Source organism: Oleiphilus sp. HI0132 (assembly GCF_001635845.1).
Genome location: NZ_LWGJ01001847.1, coordinates 1 through 22,481 on the forward strand (window position 1 = coordinate 1; position 22,481 = coordinate 22,481).

The 22,481-nt window shown below is 45.8% G+C and carries 18 protein-coding genes and 1 other RNA gene; 6 read left to right on the forward strand and 13 right to left on the reverse strand.

Features of this window, described 5'->3' with window-relative positions; genetic code table 11:
• Positions 1–1,279 precede the first annotated feature (1,279 nt).
• The 7 genes from greA to grpE form a co-directional block, all read right to left on the reverse strand.
• On the reverse strand, positions 1,280–1,756 hold the full coding sequence (greA, locus tag A3766_RS27885; protein ID WP_068508948.1) for a transcription elongation factor GreA: 477 nt from the start codon (positions 1,754–1,756) through the stop codon (positions 1,280–1,282).
• Positions 1,757–1,927: 171 nt separating this feature from the next.
• The gene (carB, locus tag A3766_RS27890; protein ID WP_068508947.1) at positions 1,928–5,134 is read right to left on the reverse strand and encodes a carbamoyl-phosphate synthase large subunit; all 3,207 of its coding nucleotides are present in this window, start codon (positions 5,132–5,134) and stop codon (positions 1,928–1,930) included.
• Between the two features lie 110 nt (positions 5,135–5,244).
• The gene (gene carA, locus A3766_RS27895; protein WP_068553352.1) at positions 5,245–6,375 is read right to left on the reverse strand and encodes a glutamine-hydrolyzing carbamoyl-phosphate synthase small subunit; all 1,131 of its coding nucleotides are present in this window, start codon (positions 6,373–6,375) and stop codon (positions 5,245–5,247) included.
• Between the two features lie 349 nt (positions 6,376–6,724).
• Positions 6,725–7,528, reverse strand: coding sequence for a 4-hydroxy-tetrahydrodipicolinate reductase (gene dapB, locus A3766_RS27900; protein ID WP_068511692.1), 804 nt, complete (start codon positions 7,526–7,528; stop codon positions 6,725–6,727).
• A gap of 245 nt (positions 7,529–7,773) precedes the next feature.
• Positions 7,774–8,919: a molecular chaperone DnaJ gene (dnaJ, locus tag A3766_RS27905; RefSeq protein ID WP_068514048.1), complete on the reverse strand. Its 1,146-nt coding sequence runs from the start codon at positions 8,917–8,919 to the stop codon at positions 7,774–7,776.
• Between the two features lie 258 nt (positions 8,920–9,177).
• Positions 9,178–11,118 (reverse strand): molecular chaperone DnaK, encoded by a 1,941-nt coding sequence (gene dnaK / locus A3766_RS27910; RefSeq protein ID WP_068514045.1) that lies wholly within the window; start codon positions 11,116–11,118, stop codon positions 9,178–9,180.
• 160 nt (positions 11,119–11,278) lie between these two features.
• Positions 11,279–11,866 (reverse strand): nucleotide exchange factor GrpE, encoded by a 588-nt coding sequence (gene grpE, locus A3766_RS27915; RefSeq protein ID WP_082865342.1) that lies wholly within the window; start codon positions 11,864–11,866, stop codon positions 11,279–11,281.
• A gap of 327 nt (positions 11,867–12,193) precedes the next feature.
• On the opposite strand from grpE, the gene recN reads away from it, so the two are divergent.
• Positions 12,194–13,858, forward strand: a complete 1,665-nt coding sequence (gene recN / locus A3766_RS27920; RefSeq protein WP_068514043.1) for a DNA repair protein RecN — start codon at positions 12,194–12,196, stop codon at positions 13,856–13,858.
• Between the two features lie 174 nt (positions 13,859–14,032).
• Here recN and fur read toward each other — a convergent pair whose 3' ends face one another.
• Positions 14,033–14,437, reverse strand: a complete 405-nt coding sequence (gene fur / locus A3766_RS27925; protein ID WP_068514042.1) for a ferric iron uptake transcriptional regulator — start codon at positions 14,435–14,437, stop codon at positions 14,033–14,035.
• Positions 14,438–14,600: 163 nt separating this feature from the next.
• Here fur and A3766_RS27930 point away from each other — a divergent pair, with 163 nt between their 5' ends.
• On the forward strand, positions 14,601–14,930 hold the full coding sequence (locus tag A3766_RS27930) for an outer membrane protein assembly factor BamE (RefSeq protein WP_068514039.1): 330 nt from the start codon (positions 14,601–14,603) through the stop codon (positions 14,928–14,930).
• 9 nt (positions 14,931–14,939) lie between these two features.
• Here the strand turns inward: A3766_RS27930 and A3766_RS27935 are convergent, their stop codons facing one another.
• On the reverse strand, positions 14,940–15,230 hold the full coding sequence (locus tag A3766_RS27935) for an RnfH family protein (protein ID WP_082865264.1): 291 nt from the start codon (positions 15,228–15,230) through the stop codon (positions 14,940–14,942).
• 13 nt (positions 15,231–15,243) lie between these two features.
• The gene (locus A3766_RS27940) at positions 15,244–15,678 is read right to left on the reverse strand and encodes a type II toxin-antitoxin system RatA family toxin (RefSeq protein WP_068553707.1); all 435 of its coding nucleotides are present in this window, start codon (positions 15,676–15,678) and stop codon (positions 15,244–15,246) included.
• 192 nt (positions 15,679–15,870) lie between these two features.
• Here A3766_RS27940 and smpB point away from each other — a divergent pair, with 192 nt between their 5' ends.
• Entirely contained in the window at positions 15,871–16,350 is a 480-nt protein-coding gene (smpB, locus tag A3766_RS27945) for an SsrA-binding protein SmpB (RefSeq protein WP_068514034.1), read from the forward strand.
• A 282-nt stretch (positions 16,351–16,632) separates the two neighbouring features.
• Positions 16,633–17,018, forward strand: a transfer-messenger RNA (tmRNA) gene (ssrA, locus tag A3766_RS27950).
• A gap of 309 nt (positions 17,019–17,327) precedes the next feature.
• Here the strand turns inward: ssrA and A3766_RS27955 are convergent.
• The gene (locus tag A3766_RS27955) at positions 17,328–18,716 is read right to left on the reverse strand and encodes a recombinase family protein (RefSeq protein WP_068643413.1); all 1,389 of its coding nucleotides are present in this window, start codon (positions 18,714–18,716) and stop codon (positions 17,328–17,330) included.
• Positions 18,717–18,791: 75 nt separating this feature from the next.
• Here A3766_RS27955 and A3766_RS27960 point away from each other — a divergent pair, with 75 nt between their 5' ends.
• Together A3766_RS27960 and A3766_RS27965 are read left to right on the forward strand one after the other, a co-directional pair.
• Entirely contained in the window at positions 18,792–19,049 is a 258-nt protein-coding gene (locus A3766_RS27960) for a type II toxin-antitoxin system ParD family antitoxin (protein WP_068643416.1), read from the forward strand.
• A 5-nt stretch (positions 19,050–19,054) separates the two neighbouring features.
• The gene (locus tag A3766_RS27965) at positions 19,055–19,354 is read left to right on the forward strand and encodes a type II toxin-antitoxin system RelE/ParE family toxin (RefSeq protein ID WP_068643420.1); all 300 of its coding nucleotides are present in this window, start codon (positions 19,055–19,057) and stop codon (positions 19,352–19,354) included.
• Positions 19,355–19,700: 346 nt separating this feature from the next.
• Here the strand turns inward: A3766_RS27965 and A3766_RS27970 are convergent, their stop codons facing one another.
• Positions 19,701–21,020, reverse strand: a complete 1,320-nt coding sequence (locus A3766_RS27970; RefSeq protein WP_068643422.1) for a Wadjet anti-phage system protein JetD domain-containing protein — start codon at positions 21,018–21,020, stop codon at positions 19,701–19,703.
• On the reverse strand, positions 21,020–22,481 hold a 1,462-nt coding region (locus tag A3766_RS27975), incomplete at its 5' end, for an SbcC/MukB-like Walker B domain-containing protein (RefSeq protein WP_197479809.1). The genes A3766_RS27975 and A3766_RS27970, both read right to left, overlap by 1 nt.

Below are 22,481 nucleotides of genomic sequence, written 5' to 3' on the forward strand. Positions count from 1 at the left end.
GAATCTACTCGAAACACTGGAGAACAAAGGCGATTACGAACAACTAATTACGAATATTAGATTGATTCTACAAAGCGACCGTNAAAACTATGCGCACCCTTATATTAAGCGCTGGTGCGGCATTCGATGGAGAAATATATTTCTAACCGAAGCACTTCAAGACAATATTGCTTTAAAAAAAGCAGATAAAACCAAACTACTTGGCCGCAAAGACAAGCGACCAAACAAACAAAAACTTGCAGAACAGTTTTTGAGGGGCGATGAAATACGGGAATGGAAACTGGAAATCCCCGAATTTAAGAGCACAAATAGAGTTCGTAATACTACGCTAATATTCTCACCCGGTCTGTTGAATGGCATGTTGCCTGTTAGGGCTTTTCAAAACGCCTTCCCTAAAATCCAGGACGAGCTCGGTATAAGGATTATACGAGCAGACAATCACCCTATGCGCGGTTGCAGCTCTAATATTGATGACTTGATCGCCGCGATTGACCACGGTGCCGGATTAGCAGCTGACACAACAACAATCCCACCGTCCGAACAAAAGACACCCGGAGATATATTTTTAATTGGTTACAGCAAAGGTGCTCCCGATATCTACGAACTGCTCGCGCAGCGCCCCGATTTAAAAAACAAAATTCGCTGTATCTATAATTGGGGAGGAGCCATCGGTGGCTCCTATTTAGCGGATGACATATATAACTCGATTAAGAACCTAGACATCCCTAAAGTTGAAAAAGCATTAGCAAGCTTCTTATCGCTCATTTCACCCGCAATAAACCTCAAATCTGGCACGTTTAGACGTATGGATGAATACAATGTAAAAGAGGCGGTATATGATCTGACAACTAAAGCGCGAATGTCCTTCCTAGATCAGAATAGAGAATTATTTGATTCTTTAGACATCCCTATTTTTAACATCACGGGTTCGACAACAGCGCTGGAAGTACCTTATTTTCAAATGCAGGGCGTAATGGAGTTAAACAAATACGACGCTCATAATGATATGCAGCTTACCCAAGCTCAAGCAAAAATAAAGACCGGCATGTCAGCAGATCTAGCCATGTTAAACGCACATCATTGGGATATGTCCTACGATGCATTCCCTAAACTAATGAGATTTGGGTCACCAAACCTAGACCATCCCTTTCCGAAAGAGGCTGCCCTAAAAGCCATGATTAAGCTAGCTATTGAATTAGGCTTAATAGATTAGTAACTAACCAGGAAGGCAAAGGCTGAAGTCAATGCTAACCTCAGCCTTTTTAAAAGATGATCAAGATTAAACGTGAAGCACTTCATCAATTTCATACTCAACGATTCCGCTAGGCACCTGAACGCCTACGGTATCACCTTCTTCTTTACCAATAATCGCTCGAGCGATTGGTGAAGAAATAGAGATTTTGCCTGCCTTGATATCAGCCTCATCATCACCAACAATGTGATAACGAACTTCTTCATCCGTATCGATATTGATCAATGAAACCGTGGTACCAAAAATAACTTTTCCTGTATGAGGGATAGACTTAACATCGATAATCTGGGAGTTTGAAAGCTTACCTTCCAGCTCCTGAATTCGACCTTCTATAAAGCCTTGCTGCTCTCTCGCTGCATGATATTCAGCATTTTCTTTTAGATCACCGTGCTCACGCGCATCGGCAATCGCTTCGATAACCTGTGGGCGCTTTACAGTTTTCAATTCTACTAATTCTTCTTGAAGGGCTTTTTCGCCTTCAACAGTCATTGGAATTCGATTCATCTTCCTTCCTTTATTCTTTTACCATATTTAGTGAGAGCTCTTCTTTCAGTCACGCTTATACTCATCATCAACAAGCAATTAATTCGAGTTATCAAAAAAGAGCCATCTGTATAAACAGCTGAAAAAAATAACCCGAAGCATTAGCTCCGGGTTATAAAATAAACGAGTTTTCTAGTGTAAGTCTTGAAGTCTACGTACGTGCTTCTCAGCACCAAAACGAATAGCTCGTGCAGTTGCATCACCACCAGCAAGAGTCGTACTGTAAGCAATCTTCTTCTGCAAAGCAGATTGTCTGATTTGAGCAGAGTCTGCGATGGCTCGTCTACCTTCAGTAGTATTAACAATCAGGTCAATATCGCCATTCTTAATGGCATCAACAACATGCGGACGACCTTCTTGAACCTTATTAATAGACTCAACTTCCAAGCCTGCCTCTGCTAGCGCTTTCGCAGTACCGGAGGTTGCGACCAAAGCGAAACCAATTTCGTTAAGCAGGCGTGCCACTTCAATTACGCCTTCCTTATCAACTTCTCTCACGCTCAAGAACGCCTTACCGCCGCTCGGCAATACACCACCTGCAGCAATAACTCCTTTAGCAAAGGCTTCATCGAAGGTATCACCGATACCCATAACTTCACCCGTTGACTTCATTTCAGGGCCAAGGATCGGGTCAACAGATGGGAACTTGTTGAACGGGAAAACAGACTCTTTGACACTGAAGTGCTTAGGCACCACTTCCTCGGTAAAGCCCGCCTCTGCCAGGGTTTTACCTGCCATACAACGTGCAGCAACCTTCGCCAATGAAGTGCCAATAGCTTTAGAAACAAACGGTACTGTACGTGATGCTCGAGGGTTAACCTCGATCACGTAAATCAAACCATCCTGATAAGCCAACTGGACGTTCATCAAACCTACAACACCAAGTTCTAGACCCATAGCTTTAACGACTTCCTTCATCTCTTCCTGAACTTCTTGAGACAAGGTATATGGAGGCAATGAACAAGCCGAGTCACCCGAGTGTACACCCGCCTGCTCGATATGCTGCATGATTGAACCAATCACGACATCTTTACCATCACTAATGGCATCAATATCAACCTCAATCGCCGCGTTCAAGAAGTGGTCTAGCAAGACAGGGCTGTCGTTAGATACGCTAACCGCCTCCTTCATGTACTTAACTAGCTCAGCTTCGTTATAGACGATCTCCATTGCACGCCCGCCCAATACATAAGATGGACGAACAACTAGCGGATAACCGATTTCAGTCGCTTTAGTAATCGCTTCTTCATGGCTTCGAACCGTGGCATTTTCTGGCTGACGTAAGCCCAAGCGCTCAATCATTTGCTGGAAGCGCTCACGATCTTCTGCACGGTCGATTGCGTCTGGGCTAGTACCAATAATTGGCACTCCAGCTTCTTCTAAACCACGCGCAAGCTTAAGTGGCGTCTGACCGCCATAATGCACAATCACGCCCTTTGGCTTCTCTAGCTGAACGATTTCTAATACGTCTTCCAGGGTAATTGACTCAAAGTACAAACGGTCTGAAGTATCGTAATCCGTTGAAACCGTCTCTGGGTTACAGTTGATCATGATGGTCTCGTAACCGTCTTCACGCATGGCAAAGGCAGCATGAACACAGCAGTAATCGAACTCAATACCCTGGCCAATACGGTTAGGGCCACCACCGATAACAATGATCTTTTCTTTGTCAGTAACCTGAGACTCACACTCTTCTTCATAGGTTGAGTACATGTAAGCCGTGTTCGATGAGAATTCTGCAGCACAGGTATCAACACGCTTATAGACAGGGCGAATATCGAAGCCCTGACGTAGCGTACGCAATTCTTTCTCGGTAATACCAAGTAGCTCTGCCAAACGGTGATCAGCAAAACCCTTACGCTTAAGACGAAGCATCGCTTCAGCAGTCATGTCTGTGCGTGTCATATTCGATACAACACACTCTTCTTCAATCAAATCTTCAATCTGAACCAGGAACCAAGGGTCGATGCCGCTTAGCTTGTAAATTTCATCAACCGACATGCCAGAACGGAAAGCATCACCGACATACCAGATACGCTCGGCACTCGGGTTACGAAGCTCTCGAATCATCTCTGATTTAGCATCTTCAGAAGCCAGATCCAATTTCGGCTCGAAGCCGTAAGAACCGACTTCCAAACCACGTAAAGCTTTCTGTAGCGATTCCTGGAAGGTTCGGCCAATAGACATAACCTCACCTACCGACTTCATCTGTGTCGTTAGAATCGGATCTGCCTGAGGGAACTTCTCGAAGGTAAAACGAGGAATCTTAGTGACAACATAATCGATTGATGGCTCGAATGAAGCCGGCGTTACGCCACCTGTAATATCATTCTGCAACTCATCCAGGGTATAACCAATCGCCAATTTAGCGGCAACTTTGGCAATCGGGAAACCGGTTGCTTTAGACGCCAAAGCAGATGAACGCGATACACGCGGGTTCATCTCGATAACCACCATACGGCCATCTTTCGGGTTCATACCAAACTGGACGTTTGAGCCACCAGTTTCAACACCAATCTCACGCAGTACTGCCAAAGAGGCATTACGCATTATTTGATATTCTTTATCGGTCAGCGTTTGTGCCGGTGCAACGGTAATCGAGTCACCGGTGTGAACACCCATCGCGTCAAAGTTTTCGATAGAACAGATAATGATACAGTTGTCGTTCTTGTCACGAACAACTTCCATTTCATATTCTTTCCAACCAATCAGGGACTCATCAATCAAAAGCTCGTTCGTGGGTGACAGGTCCAAACCACGCTCACAAATCTCTACGAACTCTTCTTTGTTATAAGCGATACCGCCACCACTTCCACCCATGGTGAAAGAAGGTCGAATAATACAAGGGAAGCCTAAAGAGTCTTGCACCTGAAGCGCTTCTTCCATGCTATGAGCAATCGCAGAACGCGGTGTTTCAAGGCCGATTGCCTTCATTGCTTTATCAAAGCGCTCACGATCTTCCGCTTTGTCGATGGTATCAGCATTCGCTCCAACCATTTCAACGTTGTACTTATCAAGCACACCTTCGCGCTCTAGGTCCAATGCACAGTTCAATGCAGTCTGACCACCCATTGTTGGCAACAACACGTCAGGGCGCTCTTTCTCGATAATCTTTTCAACTGTCTGCCAGGTAATCGGCTCGATATAAGTCGCATCGGCCATTGCAGGATCAGTCATAATGGTTGCCGGGTTAGAGTTAACCAAGATAACTCGATAACCCTCTTCGCGAAGCGCTTTACACGCTTGAGCACCTGAATAGTCAAACTCACAGGCCTGCCCGATGACGATAGGGCCGGCGCCTAGTATTAGAATACTCTTTATGTCGGTACGCTTTGGCATTTAATTCTTTCCGTTCTCTAAGAGTTAGGTTGTAAATAGCTAAGGTGCTCACTCACAACAAAATAGGTTCACTTTCAGCAAGTATTTTGCTGACTAAACAACAGTACTAATTACTTAGCACGAGCTCTCATCGTATCGATGAAGCGGTCAAACAAAGGCGCGACATCATGCGGGCCCGGGCTCGCTTCGGGATGGCCCTGGAAACTAAACGCTGGAGTATCCGTGCGTTCAATACCTTGTAAGGAACCATCAAATAGAGACTTATGTGTTGCTTTTAGACAATCTGGTAGTGAACTCTCGTCCACTGCAAAACCGTGGTTCTGACTGGTAATCATCACAGTTTTGTCTTCTAGATTCTGTACCGGATGGTTCGCACCGTGGTGACCAAACTTCATCTTTTCAGTCTTCGCGCCACTCGCTAGCGCAAGTAGCTGGTGACCTAAGCAAATGCCGAATACCGGAACCTTGGTTTCCAGTATGTCTTTGATTGCTGCAATCGCATAATCACATGGCTCTGGATCGCCCGGGCCGTTAGATAGAAACACTCCGTCAGGTGACATAGCCAGTACATCCGCAGCAGGCGTTTTCGCTGGAACAACTGTTAGTTTACAACCACGCTCCGCGAGCATTCTTAGAATGTTATTCTTAACACCAAAGTCATAAGCCACAACATGGAATTCTGTTTCGCTTTGCTCGCCATACCCGTCAGTTAGTGACCACTCAGCTTCTGTCCAAGAGGCCTGTTCAGTGCGTGTCACCTCTTTCGCCAAGTCCATACCTTTTAGACCAGGGAACGACTTCGCAGCGGCTAGCGCCTTTTCTTCACTAATGTCATCACCAGCGATAATGCAGCCATTCTGTGCACCTTTTTCACGCAAGATTCGCGTCAAACGGCGTGTATCAATATCTGCAATCGCGACAATGCCGTTTTCTTCAAGGTATTCGTTAAGAGGCTTTTCTGAACGCCAGCTACTCGCCAATAAAGGCAAGTTACGTATAACCAAGCCTGCTGACCAAATTTTATCTGACTCAACATCTTCGGCATTAACACCGGTATTTCCGATATGCGGATAAGTCAAAGTTACGATTTGTTTTGCATAGGAAGGGTCAGTCAGGATTTCTTGATACCCGGTCATCGCTGTATTAAATACAACTTCCCCGATGGTTTCACCGTCTGATCCAATGGAGACTCCTTTAAAAATGGAGCCATCTTCAAGTGCTAAAATTGCAGGTTTTGTCAACGCCAGTTCCTCGTCGTAATCGGCTAGGAGAGAATAATAAAGATACCGTCTTTAGGCGGGTTTGAAGTGGCCTTCAGAAACTACACGCTAGGTATAAGCGATAAGCATCTGGTCCCCGAGCAGGCATTCAAAGCAGCATTTTCACACAGATAAGTTGCAAAAAAGCGAGACGGAGCTTACCCCACCTCGCTTAAAATTCTTATACTTGCGCGCGCTTCAATGTTAACCCTGCTGATACATGCGGGCTTTGAATAGACAACCACTATTCAAACGGCGGCATTGTACACATTTATGACAATTATGTCTATCAGTGAGAGGCAGTTCATAGCGCATTTTTTAGCCAAGCCACTTATTTCAAATTCAGAACATCTCGCATTTCATACAAGCCAGGCTTCTGACTCTGCAACCAGGCTGCAGCACGAACTGCACCCCGAGCGAAAGACATACGGCTAGACGCTTTGTGAGTAATCTCTACACGCTCACCTTCGCCCAAAAACATCACGGTGTGATCACCGACAACATCACCACCACGAACGGTCGCAAAACCAATAGTTTCTTTATCACGTGCACCGGTTTGACCTTCTCGCCCATAAACCGCAACCGAGCGTAAATCCCGATCCAAACCATCGGCCACCGCTTGCCCCATCGCCAGTGCAGTACCAGAAGGCGCGTCAACCTTATGTCGATGATGAGCTTCGTAAACCTCAACATCGTAGTCGTCACCCAAAATTTCAGCCGCTTTTTGAAGCAGGTTCAGGCAAACATTTACGCCTGTACTAAAGTTGGCAGCCTTACACATTGCCGCAGAAGACTGAGCCAATAACAACTCCTCCTCTTCTTCAACGGTAAAGCCAGTCGTTCCGATAACAATACCCTTACCATGCTCCGCACATAACTTAGCATTTGCCAAGGTCGCTACGGGCGCAGTGAAGTCAATCAAGACATCGAACTGACCAATCACTTCAGACAAGCTACCTGAGACAACAACACCGTTCGCACCCACACCTGCTAACTCTCCAGCATCCGTTCCGACAAGGGAACTTTCTGGGCGCTCAATGGCTGCCGTTAGCTCTGCTTCAGAAGATAGACCCACGGCCTCAATTAACATTTTACCCATTCGACCAGCTGCACCGGTCACTGCAATTCTTGTCACTTTGTTTTTCCTTATTTATAGGCGAATAAACCGGCCCAACTACCTCTACGTCATTCTCGCGCAGATTCTCGTCATTCCCGCGCAGACGGGAATCCATTGTTTTGAACCCACCTCAGGTGCTGGAAAATGCTAGATCATTCTAAATACCATGATTTCCCCGTCGATACCTACTAATTGGGTGTATCTAACTCCGCGAGACAATGGATTCCTGCCTGCGCAGGAATGACGGTGGTGGAGGCAATAATCTAATTAGAACTCGTCATATCATCAAAAAAGCTTTTCACACCTTCAAACCAGGTATGCTTTTTTGGCGCGTGCTTTTTATCACCATGTTTATCTAGCGTATCCTGAAATTCGCGCAATAGGTCTTTCTGCTTTTTAGATAAGTTAACTGGCGTTTCAACAGTCACACGACACATCAAGTCACCAGCTGCACCACCGCGAACAGGGGCAACACCTTTGCCACGCAAGCGGAACATTTTGCCTGTCTGAGTCTCGGCCGGAATCTTCAATTTAACGCGACCATCTAGTGTAGGCACTTCCAGCTCACCACCCAGAGCAGCATCTACCAAGGAAATTGGCACATCGCAATACAAGGTCTTGCCATCGCGCACAAAGATCGGATGCTCTTTAACCGAAACCTGTACATATAAATCACCTGACGGCGCGCCATGCGTGCCCGCTTCACCCTCACCTGCCAAGCGAATTCGATCACCGGTATCGACACCCGGCGGAACCTTAACAGACAAAGTCTTGGTTTCTTCTATCACACCCGAACCGTGACATGAACGACAAGGATCTTTAATCATTGTTCCCTGGCCGCGACAATTTGGACAGGTCTGCTGCACAGAGAAAAAGCCTTGCTGCATTCTGACCTGGCCCGCACCATTACAAGTACCACAATGCTCAGGCTTAGAACCTTTTGCAGCACCCGAGCCATTACAAGGCTTACAGGTCACATGAGTTGGTACGCGAATTTTTACTGTTGTACCCTTAACGGCATCTTCCAAGTCCAAGTCGAGGGTATAACGTAAATCAGCACCACGAGCGCTACGCTGGCGGCCACCGCCACCTCCGCCGCCACCGAAAATATCACCGAAAACATCACCAAAAATATCGCTAAAGTTACCATTACCACCACTAAAGCCACCGCCACCAGCTTGCGGGTCAACACCTGCGTGACCATACTGATCATAAGCGCCACGCTTCTGCTCATCAGAAAGGATCTCATAAGCCTCAGTTGCTTCTTTAAACTTTTCTTCTGCTTGAGCATCATCCGGGTTGCGGTCCGGGTGGTACTTCATCGCCAAGCGTCTGTAGGCCTTCTTAACTTCCTTCGCATCAGCTGAGCGTTCAATACCCAGAACTTCGTAATAATCTCGTTTCGACATATGCAACAACCGTATTCAATAAAACCGTAAATAAAACTCTTCCCCGACCTCTGCCGAAGGATGAATCATTTTGCTAGCGCAGCTCTCAATAGCTCTATTGCGCATTAATACAAACTGACCTAGCAAAATAAACCTGAAGATATGCAAACGCGGAAGGCGATGCTTCCGCGTTCAAACGTAAGCTTTCAAACCAGAAGATTCAAAAATTACGCTATTTAAGTCTCAGAACAGGAGGGGCTACGCCCTCCTATCGACAACTTACTTCTTGTCGTCTTTAACTTCTTCAAACTCAGCGTCAACCACATTGTCGTCCGCTGCGCCAGCTGGCTCTTCTGCTGCACCGCCTTGCGCTGCTGCTTCTGGGCCTGCGCCCGCTGCTGCTTGCTCAGCATACATCTTTTGAGCCAAACCTGATGAAGCTTCAGTCAATGCCTGAGTCTTCGCTTCGATATCTGCCTTATCATCACCCTTAAGCGCTTCTTCAAGGTCAGTAATCGCAGCTTCAATCGCAGTTTTCTCTTCTTCAGTCGCCTTATCACCAGCTTCTTCTAGAGTCTTCTTAGTCGCATGAACAATCGCATCACCTTGGTTACGCGCAGTCACTAGCTCTTCGAACTGGCGATCGGCATCAGCATTTGCTTCTGCATCATTTACCATTTGCTCGACTTCATCATCAGATAGACCAGAAGAAGCTTTAATCACGATAGACTGCTCTTTACCTGTCGCCTTGTCTTTCGCCGATACGTTCAAGATACCGTTTGCATCGATGTCAAAAGTCACTTCGATCTGAGGCATACCACGAGGGCCCGCAGGAATATCTGACAAGTCGAAACGTCCCAAAGATTTGTTCTGAGCCGCTTGCTTACGCTCACCCTGTACAACGTGAATCGTTACAGCAGACTGGTTATCTTCAGCCGTTGAGAAGATCTGGGACTTCTTACTTGGGATAGTCGTGTTCTTCTCGATCAATGCTGTGGCTACGCCACCCATTGTTTCGATACCCAAAGTTAATGGCGTAACGTCTAGTAGCAGTACGTCTGTTACGTCACCAGCCAATACCGCAGCCTGGATCGCTGCACCCATTGCTACCGCTTCGTCTGGGTTAACGTCTTTACGTGGCTCTCTGCCGAAGAACTCTTCAACCTTCTTCTGAACCAAAGGCATACGAGACTGACCACCAACCAAGATAACGTCGTCAATTTCTGAAGCGCTAAGACCTGCATCATTCAATGCAGTCTTACAAGGCGCTAAACTACGTTCAACCAAATCTTCAACTAGCGACTCTAGCTTCGAACGCGTCATTTTCACGTTAAGGTGCTTAGGACCTGACGCATCAGCCGTAATATAAGGAAGGTTTACATCTGTCTGTTGCGCACTTGAAAGCTCAACTTTTGCTTTTTCAGCCGCTTCTTTCAAACGCTGCATCGCTAGAGGATCACCTTTAAGGTCGATACCGCTATCTTTCTTGAACTCATCAGCCAAGTAATCGATTAGCGTCATATCGAAATCTTCACCACCCAAGAAGGTGTCACCGTTAGTCGCTAATACTTCAAACTGCTTCTCGCCATCAACGTCAGCAATTTCGATGATAGAAATATCAAAAGTACCACCACCCAAGTCATAAACAGCAATTGTTGAATCGCCTTTGCTCTTATCTAAACCGAACGCTAGTGCTGCTGCAGTTGGCTCGTTGATAATACGCTTAACATCTAGACCAGCAATTTTACCGGCATCCTTAGTTGCCTGACGCTGAGAATCGTTAAAGTAAGCAGGAACTGTAATTACCGCTTCAGTTACTGACTCGCCTAGAAAGTCTTCAGCCGTTTTCTTCATCTTCTTCAAGATTTCTGCAGAGATCTGAGGTGGCGCTTTCTTATCGCCCTTAACTTCTACCCACGCATCACCATTGTCAGCTTTAGAAATGGTGTAAGGCACCATTGAGATGTCTTTCTGTACAACTTCATCTTCAAAACGACGACCAATTAAACGCTTGATCGCAAACAAAGTATTAGTCGGGTTCGTTACTGCCTGACGCTTAGCTGGCTGACCAACCAAGATTTCGTTATCGTCAGTGAATGCAATGATTGAAGGTGTGGTACGATCGCCTTCTGCATTTTCAATAACTTTTGGCTTTTCGCCATCTAGCAATGAAATACATGAGTTAGTTGTACCTAAGTCAATTCCGATTATTTTGCCCATTGATTTACTCCCGTTCTCTAATTTCTAAATTCTGTTGGTAAGGCTTAATGGCTTTTTTCATCTTAAGCCTTAGCGCCTATATTTTTGGGTTAACGCTTATATTTGGCCGAAATTTCCATTTTCAAGCTTTAAACCATTATTTTGTACTTTTTTTGTGCGTTTATTTGGATACAACAACCATTGCCGGTCTGACCAAACGACCATTCAAGGTATAACCTTTCTGCATTGCTGCAATCACTGTATTTGGCTCTGCATCCGGCGCAGGAACCATTGACATCGCCTCGTGCAACGTTGGATCAAATGGGTGACCAACCGGGTCAACCTGCTCCAGATTAAACTTCTGCACGCCACTCAAAAACATCGAAAGCGTCATTTCTACACCTTCGCGCAAGGTCGTCATTTCATTACCCGCTGCAACTTCCGCCTCTACCGCTTTCTCTAAGCCGTCGATGACAGGCAATAATTCTTTGGCAAATTTTTCCAAAGCAAATTTATGCGCTTTCTCTACATCCTGCTCTGCTCTGCGGCGAACATTCTGCACTTCAGCTTTGGCACGAATTGCCTGATCTTTAAGATCTTCAATTTGCTTCGCCAAAGACTCAGCCTCAGCCTGCCAATCCTTGCCATCTGCCTCAGCATTCTGCTCAGGGCCACTAGTTTCGACTTCTTCCTGAGCAGCTTCCACAGCCTCTTGAGCTGCCTCTACAATATGCTCTTCATTTGAATTATTTTCGTTTTCTACGCTCACCTGCGCCTCCACTGACCACAACTCTGCTATTTCGCTTATCAATCTCAAAACAGCAGTTAATCAAACTAATTAACGTTACGCAGCACATGCTGCACACCCTGACATAGCGACTTTCAAATGCTCTACGTGCACTTAAGCATCGCCAGTAATAAATAAGTTGGTGCCTATATGGGGGCCACTCTGAAAAGTTTCAAGTCACCACCAAGTTATTTTTTAACTGCATTTAATCTCGGCCTGAAAGAATAATATTTATCTTTACCAACTGGTTATAGATACAGTAATATTTAGCAAATTTTGATTTGCATATCCAGACACGGAAAAATAACCATGCTTAGCCAACTCAAAGTCTCCAACTTCGCCATCGCTGACCACCTGGAAGTTTTATTCAACAACGGCATGACCGTACTCAGCGGAGAAACCGGAGCTGGTAAATCAATTATTCTCGACGCATTAGGCTTGGCGCTTGGCGACAGGGCTGATACGAGCATGGTGCGTCACGGAGAGCCCAAGGCTGAAATTTCTGCAGCCTTTGAGTTAGACAAACACCCCAAGGCACTTGAATGGCTTAAAGACCACGACCTGGAAGAAGGCGAGCAATGTATATTGCGCAGAGTCATCACAGCCGAGGGCCGCTCGCGCAGCTATATAAATGGCCACCCTAGCCCTCTACAGAATTTAAAATCAATTGGCGAGCTACTGATTGATATTCACAGCCAACACGAACACCAATCCTTACTTAACAAAGATAACCACCGGGTGATTGTCGACAACTTTGGCCAACTACAAAGTACCTCAGACAAGGTTTCCAGCGCTTTTAATAAATGGTCAAGTCAAGCTAAGCACCTATCTAAACTTGAAAACAACCAGGATGAGATTACTGCCCGCATTCACCTCATTACCTTTCAACTTGAAGAGCTCGAGGCACTGGGCCTACAAGAAGGTGAAGTTGAGCAGCTCGAAAAAGAGCAATCCCAGCTAGCAAATGCAGAACTGCTTTTGAGTAGAGCACATGAAGCTCTAGCGTTATGTTCAGAGGGTGATGCTAATGCCGCCAGCATGGTTTCTTCAGCCTCCTCATCACTACACAACCTACCCAGCGAAAATCATGAGATTAGTGAAGCACTCAACATGCTGAATGAAGCGCAAATCCAAATTGAAGAGGCAGGTAGTAATTTACGCCATTTTATCGACTCATTTGAACTCAACCCAGCACGCCTGCAAGAAATCGAAGAACGCCTAAGCACTGCTTACCAGTTAGCAAGAAAACACCGCTGTGAACCCACTGAGCTGTTAACCATACAAAACAAACTCAGCAAAGAACTACATGACTTTAATAATGGCGACCAAAATCTGGAGCAACTGCAAGCTGAAGTAATCGAATTGGAAAACACTTACCGGGCCTTAGCTGAAACGCAGCGTCAGAAGCGTATAAAGTGTGCCAGCTCTTTAGAAAAGAAAATATGTGAGCAGCTAGCATTGATGGATATGAAGTCAGTGAAGTTCTGCGTCAGCCTAACACCTCTCGATAACAGCAAGGTAAGCCAGCACGGTCTGGATACCGTCGAATTCCTGATTAGCACCAATCCTGGACAGCCCCCCAAAGCCATCAACAAAGTTGCCTCAGGCGGTGAGCTGTCCCGAATCAGCTTAGCGATTCAAGTCATTGTCGCTCAAAACTCGACCATTCCAACACTGGTTTTCGATGAGGTGGATGTAGGCATTGGCGGCGGCACAGCACAAATTGTTGGCCGACTACTCAAATCGCTAGGCAAGAATGGACAAATCATTTGCGTTACCCACCTGCCACAAGTTGCCTCACAAGGTGACAACCATTATTTCATTAGCAAGAAATCAATTGACGGAAAAGTTAGCTCTTCGATTGACTTGCTTAATAAGAAAGCCAGAACCGAGGAAGTTGCTCGCATGCTAGGCGGTATTGAAATGACCGAGCAGACACTTGCTCATGCCAGGGAGATGTTGGAGACCGCATAAAAACTATAAACCACCGAGAACACTGAGCAACTTTCAGCCTTCACAGAGAAAAGCTTTTAAGACTTTTCTTTTTTCTCGGTGAAGCGTAGCGCCCTGTATCCTCTGTGGTTAATTATTCTTTATAAAAAAAGCCGCCTCAAAGAGCGGCTTTAGAAAACACAGTAATATCAAATCTTACTTCTTGGGACGAACATACAGCGTAAGGTTGTGATCGACTAATTCATAACCATGCTCTTCTGCAATTTCATGCTGACGCCTTTCAATAACAGGGTCTAGAAACTCAATAACTTTACCGCTTTCGGTATCGACCATATGGTCATGATGATCATCTTTCGCCAACTCGAATACCGCATGTCCACCCTCAAAGTTATGACGCAAGACCAGACCGGCAGCCTCAAACTGGGTAAGTACACGATAAACGGTCGCCAAACCTACATCATCACCCGATTCCAATAAAGCCTTATAGACATCTTCCGCACTCATATGGTGCTCATCAGCTTCTTCCAAAAGCCCCAATACTTTTAATCGTGGTAAGGTAACTTTCAAACCAACTTTTTTTAACTCTGAGTTGTCTGGCATGATTTATTTGTAATCCTATTCACAGCGTTTGCACGAATCAGGTATCATGCCTCGCTATAATGTTAGTTTCTTCTTTACAACATACTTTGCTTGCGTTTCGCCTATCTTCATAAAGATCAGCCGAAAACATTGTAAAGCAAAGATAATGGAATTCAAAAATTAGATGCAAAAGTTTTTAATTATTATTCTCACCGCTTTAAGCATAAGCGCCTGTAGCTTTCCTGGCGTTTTCAAAATCAATGTCCAGCAAGGCAACATCATCACCCAAGACATGCTCGACACATTAAAAGCAGGTATGACTAAAAAACAGGTTCACTTCGTATTAGGTGCTCCCGTTCTAGACAACACCTTCGATACAGAACTCGAAAACTACGTATACACCTATCAAGTTGCGGGCGGTGAAATCGAGAAACAAACCATAAAAGTCTACTATAGCCAAGGCGTGTACCAACGCTACGAAGGCACACTACTTGAGAGCAACCCAGCATATTAAGCGCTCTATTTAGTCTTTCTTTGCCGCCCGATTTAAGCGAGCCTGTTTAGGGTCGATCATTAATGGGCGGTAAATTTCAATACGATCCCCTTCTTTCAGCTCCTGCTCCAGTGGTTTACGAACCGCTTTACCAAATATTCCCATATCGGCCTTATCGAAATCTATCTCAGGAAAAACCTTATCAATTCCCGAGTTTTTTGCCCCATCAAAAACGTTGGTACCCGGCTTCACCTCGACTGTTAGTATTTTCTGCTTATCAGGCGCGGCATAGGCAACTTCTATTTGGATCATATTTTCCATTATTTACGTTTCCTTAACGATATAATTGATTTGCACGTTCACAGAACGCATCAACCATCGAGTTAGCTGCCTGATTAAATACCTTGGCAAAGGCCATTTTTGCCAAATTTTGTTTAATCTCAAAATCGAGCGTAAGTTCAACCTTACAAGCTCCTTCTTTCAGGTGAATAAATTCCCAGGCGCCTTTTAAATAGCTGAAAGGTCCCTCCACCAGGCTCATAATAATTCTGCCATCTTCAGACAAGTCGTTACGCGTGGTAAACGACTGCTTCAGCGCGCCCTTTTGAACCTCAATGCTCGCCAACATATACTCCGATTCAGACTCCAAGACCTGCGAGCTTGAACACCAAGGAAGAAACTGCGAGTAAGCCGCCACATCATTTACCAGTGCACTCATACGCTCAGCAGAGTGCATAACCAAGGCACTACGATTAATACTTAAAGACATTCACATCACCCTAAACTATCTTACCTCTATTGTACCCGCCAAGACCGTGGTCGCCTAGCCTCAATAAAAACACGCAACATAAATTTTCAGAAGGCTGGCACAAATGACTGAAACATGGTGTAGAATGGTTCATTTTTATAGCCCTAGAAACGTTTAGGTCTATTTGTACGAGATAGTGATAACAATAGATATATGGCCAAGAAAAAACCAAAACAACTGCCAGGCACCATTGCTCTCAATAAGAAAGCTAAACACGACTACCATATTGAAGAAAAGTTCGAAGCCGGACTCGCTCTAACAGGGTGGGAAGTCAAAAGCTTAAGAGAAGGCAAAGCTCAGCTTACGGATTCACACGTATTCCTAAAAAACGGTGAAGCCTGGCTTCTTAACGTCTATATCACACCGCTAACGTCAGCGTGTACTCACGTTATCGCTGAACCAACGCGCCAACGAAAGCTATTGCTACATAAAAAAGAAATCGCAAAGATAAATGCCAAAATGAACCAAGCTGGACACACCTGTGTTGCATTGGCGCTTTATTGGAAAGGAAACCACATCAAATGCGAGATAGCACTGGCCAAAGGTAAGAAAGATCACGATAAACGAGATGCCGAGAAGAACCGTGACTGGGATCGCCAGAAAGCACGTATTGTTCGAGAACACGTAAAATAAATAGGCTTGCCTTGTATTCCCAACAAGCGCCCCTATATAATGACTAACAATTAAATTACGGCATAAGCGACAGTTGCTAAAACACTGGCCGGGACTCGACGTAGTCGAAGCCAAACGCTTAATCTTGGTAAAAGTTACGGGGACGACATGGGCTTATGCCTGTTTTGTCTCAAATTGAAAGCCAATTTCTTGGCCTTCAAAAGGCATAAGCGACAGCGGCTCCGCCCGCTGGCCGGGACTCGACGCAGTCGAAGCCAGACGCTTAATCTTGGTAAAAGTTACGGGGACGACATGGCTTCGACGCTGGTAACAAAACCAAAGGTGCATGCCGAGTGTATAGTGGCACTCGTACTCCAATCGCTATAACTCATAGTTGCAAATGATGACAACTACGGTGCTCAACTAGCTGCGTAAGCAGTGAAAAAGCACTTTTAGGGCTACGGCCCTAACGGTCTTTAGCAAGGTGCCTGTATCGCGCTAATGACTGTCACTCAGAACAGGATCGCCAAGCGGCTTACTCAGGGTCGTTTCGTTAAACTTTACTGAGCTCGCCAACCACGTCCTGCCCGTTGGGCTGTGGAAGGTTAAACTAATTAACGGATTCTAAGCATGTAGAGCCGATGGCAGAGTGCTGACGGACGCGGGTTCAATTCCCGCCGTCTCCACCAATTGAAGAAGGTGAACTGATCTCAGTTCACCTTTTTTTATGCCTACGCCCCGCGCTACAGGCCTTATGTAGCAAGGCTTTGCGGACTTCGCACCATTTACAATCCCGAACTATCCAAGGTATATATTCTCTGAATTGCCGAATACTCTCTGTGCCTCTCTCACTTGCTCAGTGGCGAAGTCCATGACTGGAGAAAATCTACCCGTTTAAAATCAATAGGTTATCGACGGACTTGGAGAAAGGTTTGTTTGCAGCATTGGTAGGCGTGGGGACAACCTACCGAAACAGCGAGTAAAAAATAATATGAAAATCAAAGTCCATGACTCCTCGCCGACGAATACAGCTGCCGATAAGACCTCACTAATTCTGGACGATCTGCCAGCAATTCCAGGATCAAATCCATTAGACCATCCAAGCTGAAATCAATATCAAGTCGGTCTGCATGCACCGTAACTCTATCGATTAACTGCGTGACCAGCCGCTTTTGGTGAACCGGAAACAATTCCTCCGACAGCCCTTCAAGATTCATTAATCGTTTCACAACCAAAGAGAGATCAAAATCAGCGCTTTCAGTTAACGGCTTTGGCAAGTGGGCAAGCAGCTGTTCGGGCGTTGATAACAGCAGCCTCAGGCTCGACCAAACCTGATCATTTAAGTTTGCCGCCTGCAAACGAGGCAGACCAGAAGCACCAGCACCCTCGGCGATTTCCCGTTGTGGAATATAGTAGGCGTACTTTCTGCCTTTATAAGCCGATGATAACCATGGCGACATGGCTCGGCCGTCTGCACCAAACACACGCCCCTTCAGCATGAAAATCGAACCCTCATCGGAGGAAGCTCGGCTTTCGCCTCGACGACTGCGGGCATCTAATAGTGCAGTTACTTTACTCCACAGATCATGATCTACAATCGGCTTGTGTGCGCCTGCCTGCCAGGCGTCACAGTAAAAAACTTCGCCCAAATAGACGCGACTCTTTAACAGTGTATAAATTGCATTGCGATTAAAAACCTTACCGCCTTTAAGCTTTCCGGTTTGTGTCCGCCAGCGCTTGGTCTTTACGCCTCGTGCATTCAAATCATTCAGAATTGCAGTGACAGGTTCTTTATTGGCGTATCGAGTGAAAATCTCCTGCACGACTTTTGATTCGACTTGATCAACCACCAAGCGATCATCCTTAACAACGTATCCTAACGGGCATGAGGTACCTTGCCAGCGACCAGACTCCAACGTGGCAGCACGCTTTTCCTTTACTCGCTGACCGACCATCTCCCGCTCGAACTCAGCAAAAGAAGTAATGATATTCGTCGCCAGGCGACCCACATGATGAGACATGTCGATCTGCTGAGTTACAGAAACCACAGGCACATCATGCGCGTTTAGTTCAGACATGATTTGTTGAAAGTCGACCAGCCTCCGCGTTAGTCGGTCCAGCCGATGCACAACTACCACATCAATCAATCCAAGCTTGATATCGCTTAGTAGAGCGCGAAAACCCGCTCTCCGCATATGGCTGCCTGAATAACCTCTATCCTCATAAATCGTATCCACCAGCCGCCAACCCTTGCCGACTTGGGAACCGATAAATTCTGCGCAAGCCATAAATTGAGCACTGACGGAATCGAAAGGATCACGGCTATCCTTCTCTACAGACGAGCGAGAATAAATGGCACAGCGTTTAATGGGCAGCGACTCAGACATACAAATACAAACATTGACAATCTTTGTATTTGAGCCTAGCATGATCTGTATAAATGTCTACCCTTGGAGGTCATCATGCATGTTTCCCTGACTGCCGAGCTAGAGTCTCGCGTTAAGGCCAAAGTTGAAAGCGGCCTGTACAACAATGCCAGCGAAGTGATCCGCGAAGCACTGCGCTTTATGGATACACACGAAGATTGGATCCACGAAGTGAAATTGGCCCGCCTGCGCGAACAACTGAAAGTGGGCACTGATCAGCTAGATAAAGGAGAAGGCATTGCCATCGAATCAAAATCTGCCCTAGATTCACTGTTCGACGACATTAAAGCTTAAACCGCATGCCTGCACATCAACTTGTAATAGCTCCGGCCGCCAAAGCCGACCTTAAAGACATCTACCAGTATGGGCTTCGGCAATGGGGGCAAGCCCAATCTGACAGCTACCTAGAAAATCTAAAAGACCACTTTTGGTCTCTTACTGAACAACCACTGATGGGCGTTGAGCGCCCCGAACTCCTACCCGGCGCCAGAAGCCTCCCCATCGAAAGCCATACTCTGTTTTACAGAGTCAGTACTGATACGGTAGAAATTATCCGTGTACTGCATGGCCGCCAAGACCCGCAGCGACACTTAAAATAGCTCAAGAAGCTTCTCATCTTGGCACCGACTGAGCAACTCTCGAACGACTTTTCATATTGATAATTGCCACCAAATAACGAAGGTCAACCGTTCTCGGTTGGCCTTTTTTATTGCCTACACCCCGCGCTACAGGCCTTATGTGGCAAGGGTTTACGGACTTCGCACCATTCTTAATCTCAGACTATCCAAGGCGAATATTCTCTGAATTGCCGAAAACTCTCTGCACCTCTCCCCATCTCGAACAGCCCAAGTCCATGACCAGAGAACAGAGAACCCTTTAAAATCAGTAGCTTATTATCGGACTAATCAAAAGGTTTGTTGGGTGAATTGGTTGAGCGAAAGGAAATCACACTACCCAAGCGTCAATGTGTTGCGCGACATACTCCATCGGCAGACGCTCTTGCTCGAGCCTCTTGTCAGCATACTGATCAGCACGTAAACCCTTAAATAGAGCTAGCTCTGTTTCTGTCAAGGCAACAGGGTCTTTAGATACCGAGTCAGGCTCTGACACCATACGCTCCGCAAAAGTCTTGACCGTCAGCTCATCCATCATTAGTGGAGTAATACTACTCAGCCTACTTCTGGCATCACTTAAAATAGCCAAGCCTTCAGAATCAATATCTCCCCAGTAACCAACATTCTTATCAGCCAACCAACCTGCCTTCATCCATGAAACATTTTTGCCTCCACCTGAGACTGCTATCGTGTTGTGAACATCACTAAGCGCCAGACAGGACTGTTCGTTCTCGATCACCAAGATATTTCTCGCGGGCAACTCAAAGTCTTGCAAAGTGTCTGAGGATAGGCGAAGCAATGGTAGGCCACCCAACAGTGACCTGGTTTCCTGACAGAGGGGCTTAACTAACAACCAGTCTCTCGGTTTTTCTTTACAATCAAGCCAGCTCATCAAGCCAGTGCCTTTAACGTTCTTATCAACCAATGCAGTAACGACAGACTCAATTATTCGTAAATTTTTCTCGATGAATTTTGTATCCACAAAAGTGACAGGTAACGCCCTGAGATAACATCCTTGCCCCATTCCTTTTTGTAACTGTGGCAACAACCTCACCAACAGCTCTAAATCATCCTGCTCGAAACTGTCTAACGTTTCTAAATGATCAATTAATGCTTGGAATAAGCTCTGGTCGCTATTTCCATGGGAAGAGCTTCCCTCATAAGAGCTAGCTTGGTGACTCTGACTTTGAGGTAAATAGGATTGCGATGAGAGGGATTCAAAAATGTAACGAATTTTCGAAAGCCAGTCTTGTAACTGGCGCTCCTCATCCGAACCAAGTATGCAGGCAAGTGAGCCGATATCTAAGATATTTAAGTGTGTGGGAACATCCTGCTCAGCGAGCGAGCGGAAATTCCGTTTTTCCCAAACTACCTCAAACCCTTTGCTTTTTGAATCGCCTCTTTCTTGGCCAGCCCCATTAATAGAATCTTGGGAAAAGCTCTTCCAAGACGATACAAAGTTCTGAAAATGGCCAATATTCTGGATTGCCGCATTTCCCCTTGGAGGCTTCAAAGCAACTACCAAGGGAAATGAGTCCCCACCGCTCAGCAAGCTTTTCAAATTTCTAGAGTTCTGCCAGTGCTTATTTTTCAGCGTAAGAAGGACATCTTCTGGTAGTAAGCCCCAAGTCGCTTTTGATGAAGTGCTCATTAAGTTCTGACCAGATCGATTTCAGCGGTGATTTCATCATGTAGCGACGCACCGATCGCAGAACGTTTTTGCTCTGCCATGCGCCGATCAATTTCCTCCCATGTCACCTCACATAAGTGGCTTTCATGAAGCTCAGGATCCCGCTCGGCAATGAGCAATGATCTCGCTGACTCTCGCGCTAAATTCAGATTTTTATAGGGCGTAATCAAATTGACATGTATATGAAGCTCCTTGAAGACACGAAGCACTCTTCGGCTAACTGCCTCAGCGGTATTTGAAAATGCCTCATCCAAAAATACGGTGCAATAAATAGGCTTATCATACCCATCAGGAGTCAGCACGTAGGCAAGACTCGCGGCAACGATAGTACCGGCAAACGACTCTTTTTCACCGCCTGACTTTCCACTACTAGACTCAAGCACATCACGCACACTGAACGTCTGCGAATCAATCTCTTCAGCAAAAAATGACATTTGATATCTTGGATCTAACAGCCTCAAACTTTCCATATTGTTGGAAGTTCCTGGCGCACTCGCTTTCTCAAGAATTTCCACAACTTCAGCCAAAAGGTTAAATCGATTTTCATGATCATCACTTGTCGCCTGACTTAACGCACTCCGGACTTTACGCTCAAACTCCTGGACATGCGGATACTTTTCACGTTTTGAGCCAAGCTTTAAGTGACTGCCTTGCTTAAACTCAGTACGCTTCAACACGCGATTGATTGTATCGATCCTCTCTAATATATCTTCCCTCTCAGATTCAAGCTTGGTCTTAATTCGAGCCAAAGATTGAGTTGCGTGCTTATTTAAGCGCTCTTTGAACTGATCGATTAACTCAGGCAAACCCTCTTTTTCAATATAGGAGTAATGCTCTAAATAATCTGGCAGTCCATCTAAGCCAGTGGGCCAATCAACCGTAAGGGGCTGCCATTTATCTTTTCCTCTAAAGGAGCCCATGATGCCATTTGCAGAGTTTTCAGCAGTGTTTTTAGCAGATCGGACTTTTTCCAATTCGCTATCCAGCGTTTTTTCAAACTCCGATTGTTGATCTGCTATTTCTAAAGTGACGACACCAATTCGATCCGACAGGAGTGTCCTAACTTCATCACTCATACCAGCTGACGCCAATAAACGGTATTTCTCAGCCTGGCGTTGCGCATCATCCTTTTTGGTTTCTAATGCACCTTCATCCTTTTTGAGTTGCTCTTTATTTTTCTGAATATCTTGCAACAGCTTCTTAGCTGCATCCCAGCGAGATTTAGCCAACTCAAGGTTTCCGCCTGATTGTTCAAGTCTCTCCAAGTCGGCTTTCACTGTGTCTAAGCGCTTCTGCCAATAAGGTGCGTCTACTTGCTCCCAGGAATAGCCATCAATTCTTTCCCAAAGCTTAGCTCTCTCAGCGATGTTGTTGAGCGACTCTCGTGCCTCGGATAACGTTGCAGCCAACTCTGCCAAACGA

Excerpts from the sequence above, each read along its gene's own strand:
- greA (WP_068508948.1), bottom strand. The coding sequence starts at position 1,756 with ATGAATCGAATTCCAATGACTGTTGAAGGCGAAAAAGCCCTTCAAGAA.
- carB (WP_068508947.1), bottom strand. The coding sequence starts at position 5,134 with ATGCCAAAGCGTACCGACATAAAGAGTATTCTAATACTAGGCGCCGGC.
- dnaJ (WP_068514048.1), bottom strand. The coding sequence starts at position 8,919 with ATGTCGAAACGAGATTATTACGAAGTTCTGGGTATTGAACGCTCAGCT.
- dnaK (WP_068514045.1), bottom strand. The coding sequence starts at position 11,118 with ATGGGCAAAATAATCGGAATTGACTTAGGTACAACTAACTCATGTATT.
- recN (WP_068514043.1), top strand. The coding sequence starts at position 12,194 with ATGCTTAGCCAACTCAAAGTCTCCAACTTCGCCATCGCTGACCACCTG.
- fur (WP_068514042.1), bottom strand. The coding sequence starts at position 14,437 with ATGCCAGACAACTCAGAGTTAAAAAAAGTTGGTTTGAAAGTTACCTTA.
- A3766_RS27930 (WP_068514039.1), top strand. The coding sequence starts at position 14,601 with ATGCAAAAGTTTTTAATTATTATTCTCACCGCTTTAAGCATAAGCGCC.
- A3766_RS27935 (WP_082865264.1), bottom strand. The coding sequence starts at position 15,230 with ATGGAAAATATGATCCAAATAGAAGTTGCCTATGCCGCGCCTGATAAG.
- A3766_RS27940 (WP_068553707.1), bottom strand. The coding sequence starts at position 15,678 with ATGTCTTTAAGTATTAATCGTAGTGCCTTGGTTATGCACTCTGCTGAG.
- smpB (WP_068514034.1), top strand. The coding sequence starts at position 15,871 with ATGGCCAAGAAAAAACCAAAACAACTGCCAGGCACCATTGCTCTCAAT.
- A3766_RS27955 (WP_068643413.1), bottom strand. The coding sequence starts at position 18,716 with ATGTCTGAGTCGCTGCCCATTAAACGCTGTGCCATTTATTCTCGCTCG.
- A3766_RS27960 (WP_068643416.1), top strand. The coding sequence starts at position 18,792 with ATGCATGTTTCCCTGACTGCCGAGCTAGAGTCTCGCGTTAAGGCCAAA.
- A3766_RS27965 (WP_068643420.1), top strand. The coding sequence starts at position 19,055 with ATGCCTGCACATCAACTTGTAATAGCTCCGGCCGCCAAAGCCGACCTT.
- A3766_RS27970 (WP_068643422.1), bottom strand. The coding sequence starts at position 21,020 with ATGAGCACTTCATCAAAAGCGACTTGGGGCTTACTACCAGAAGATGTC.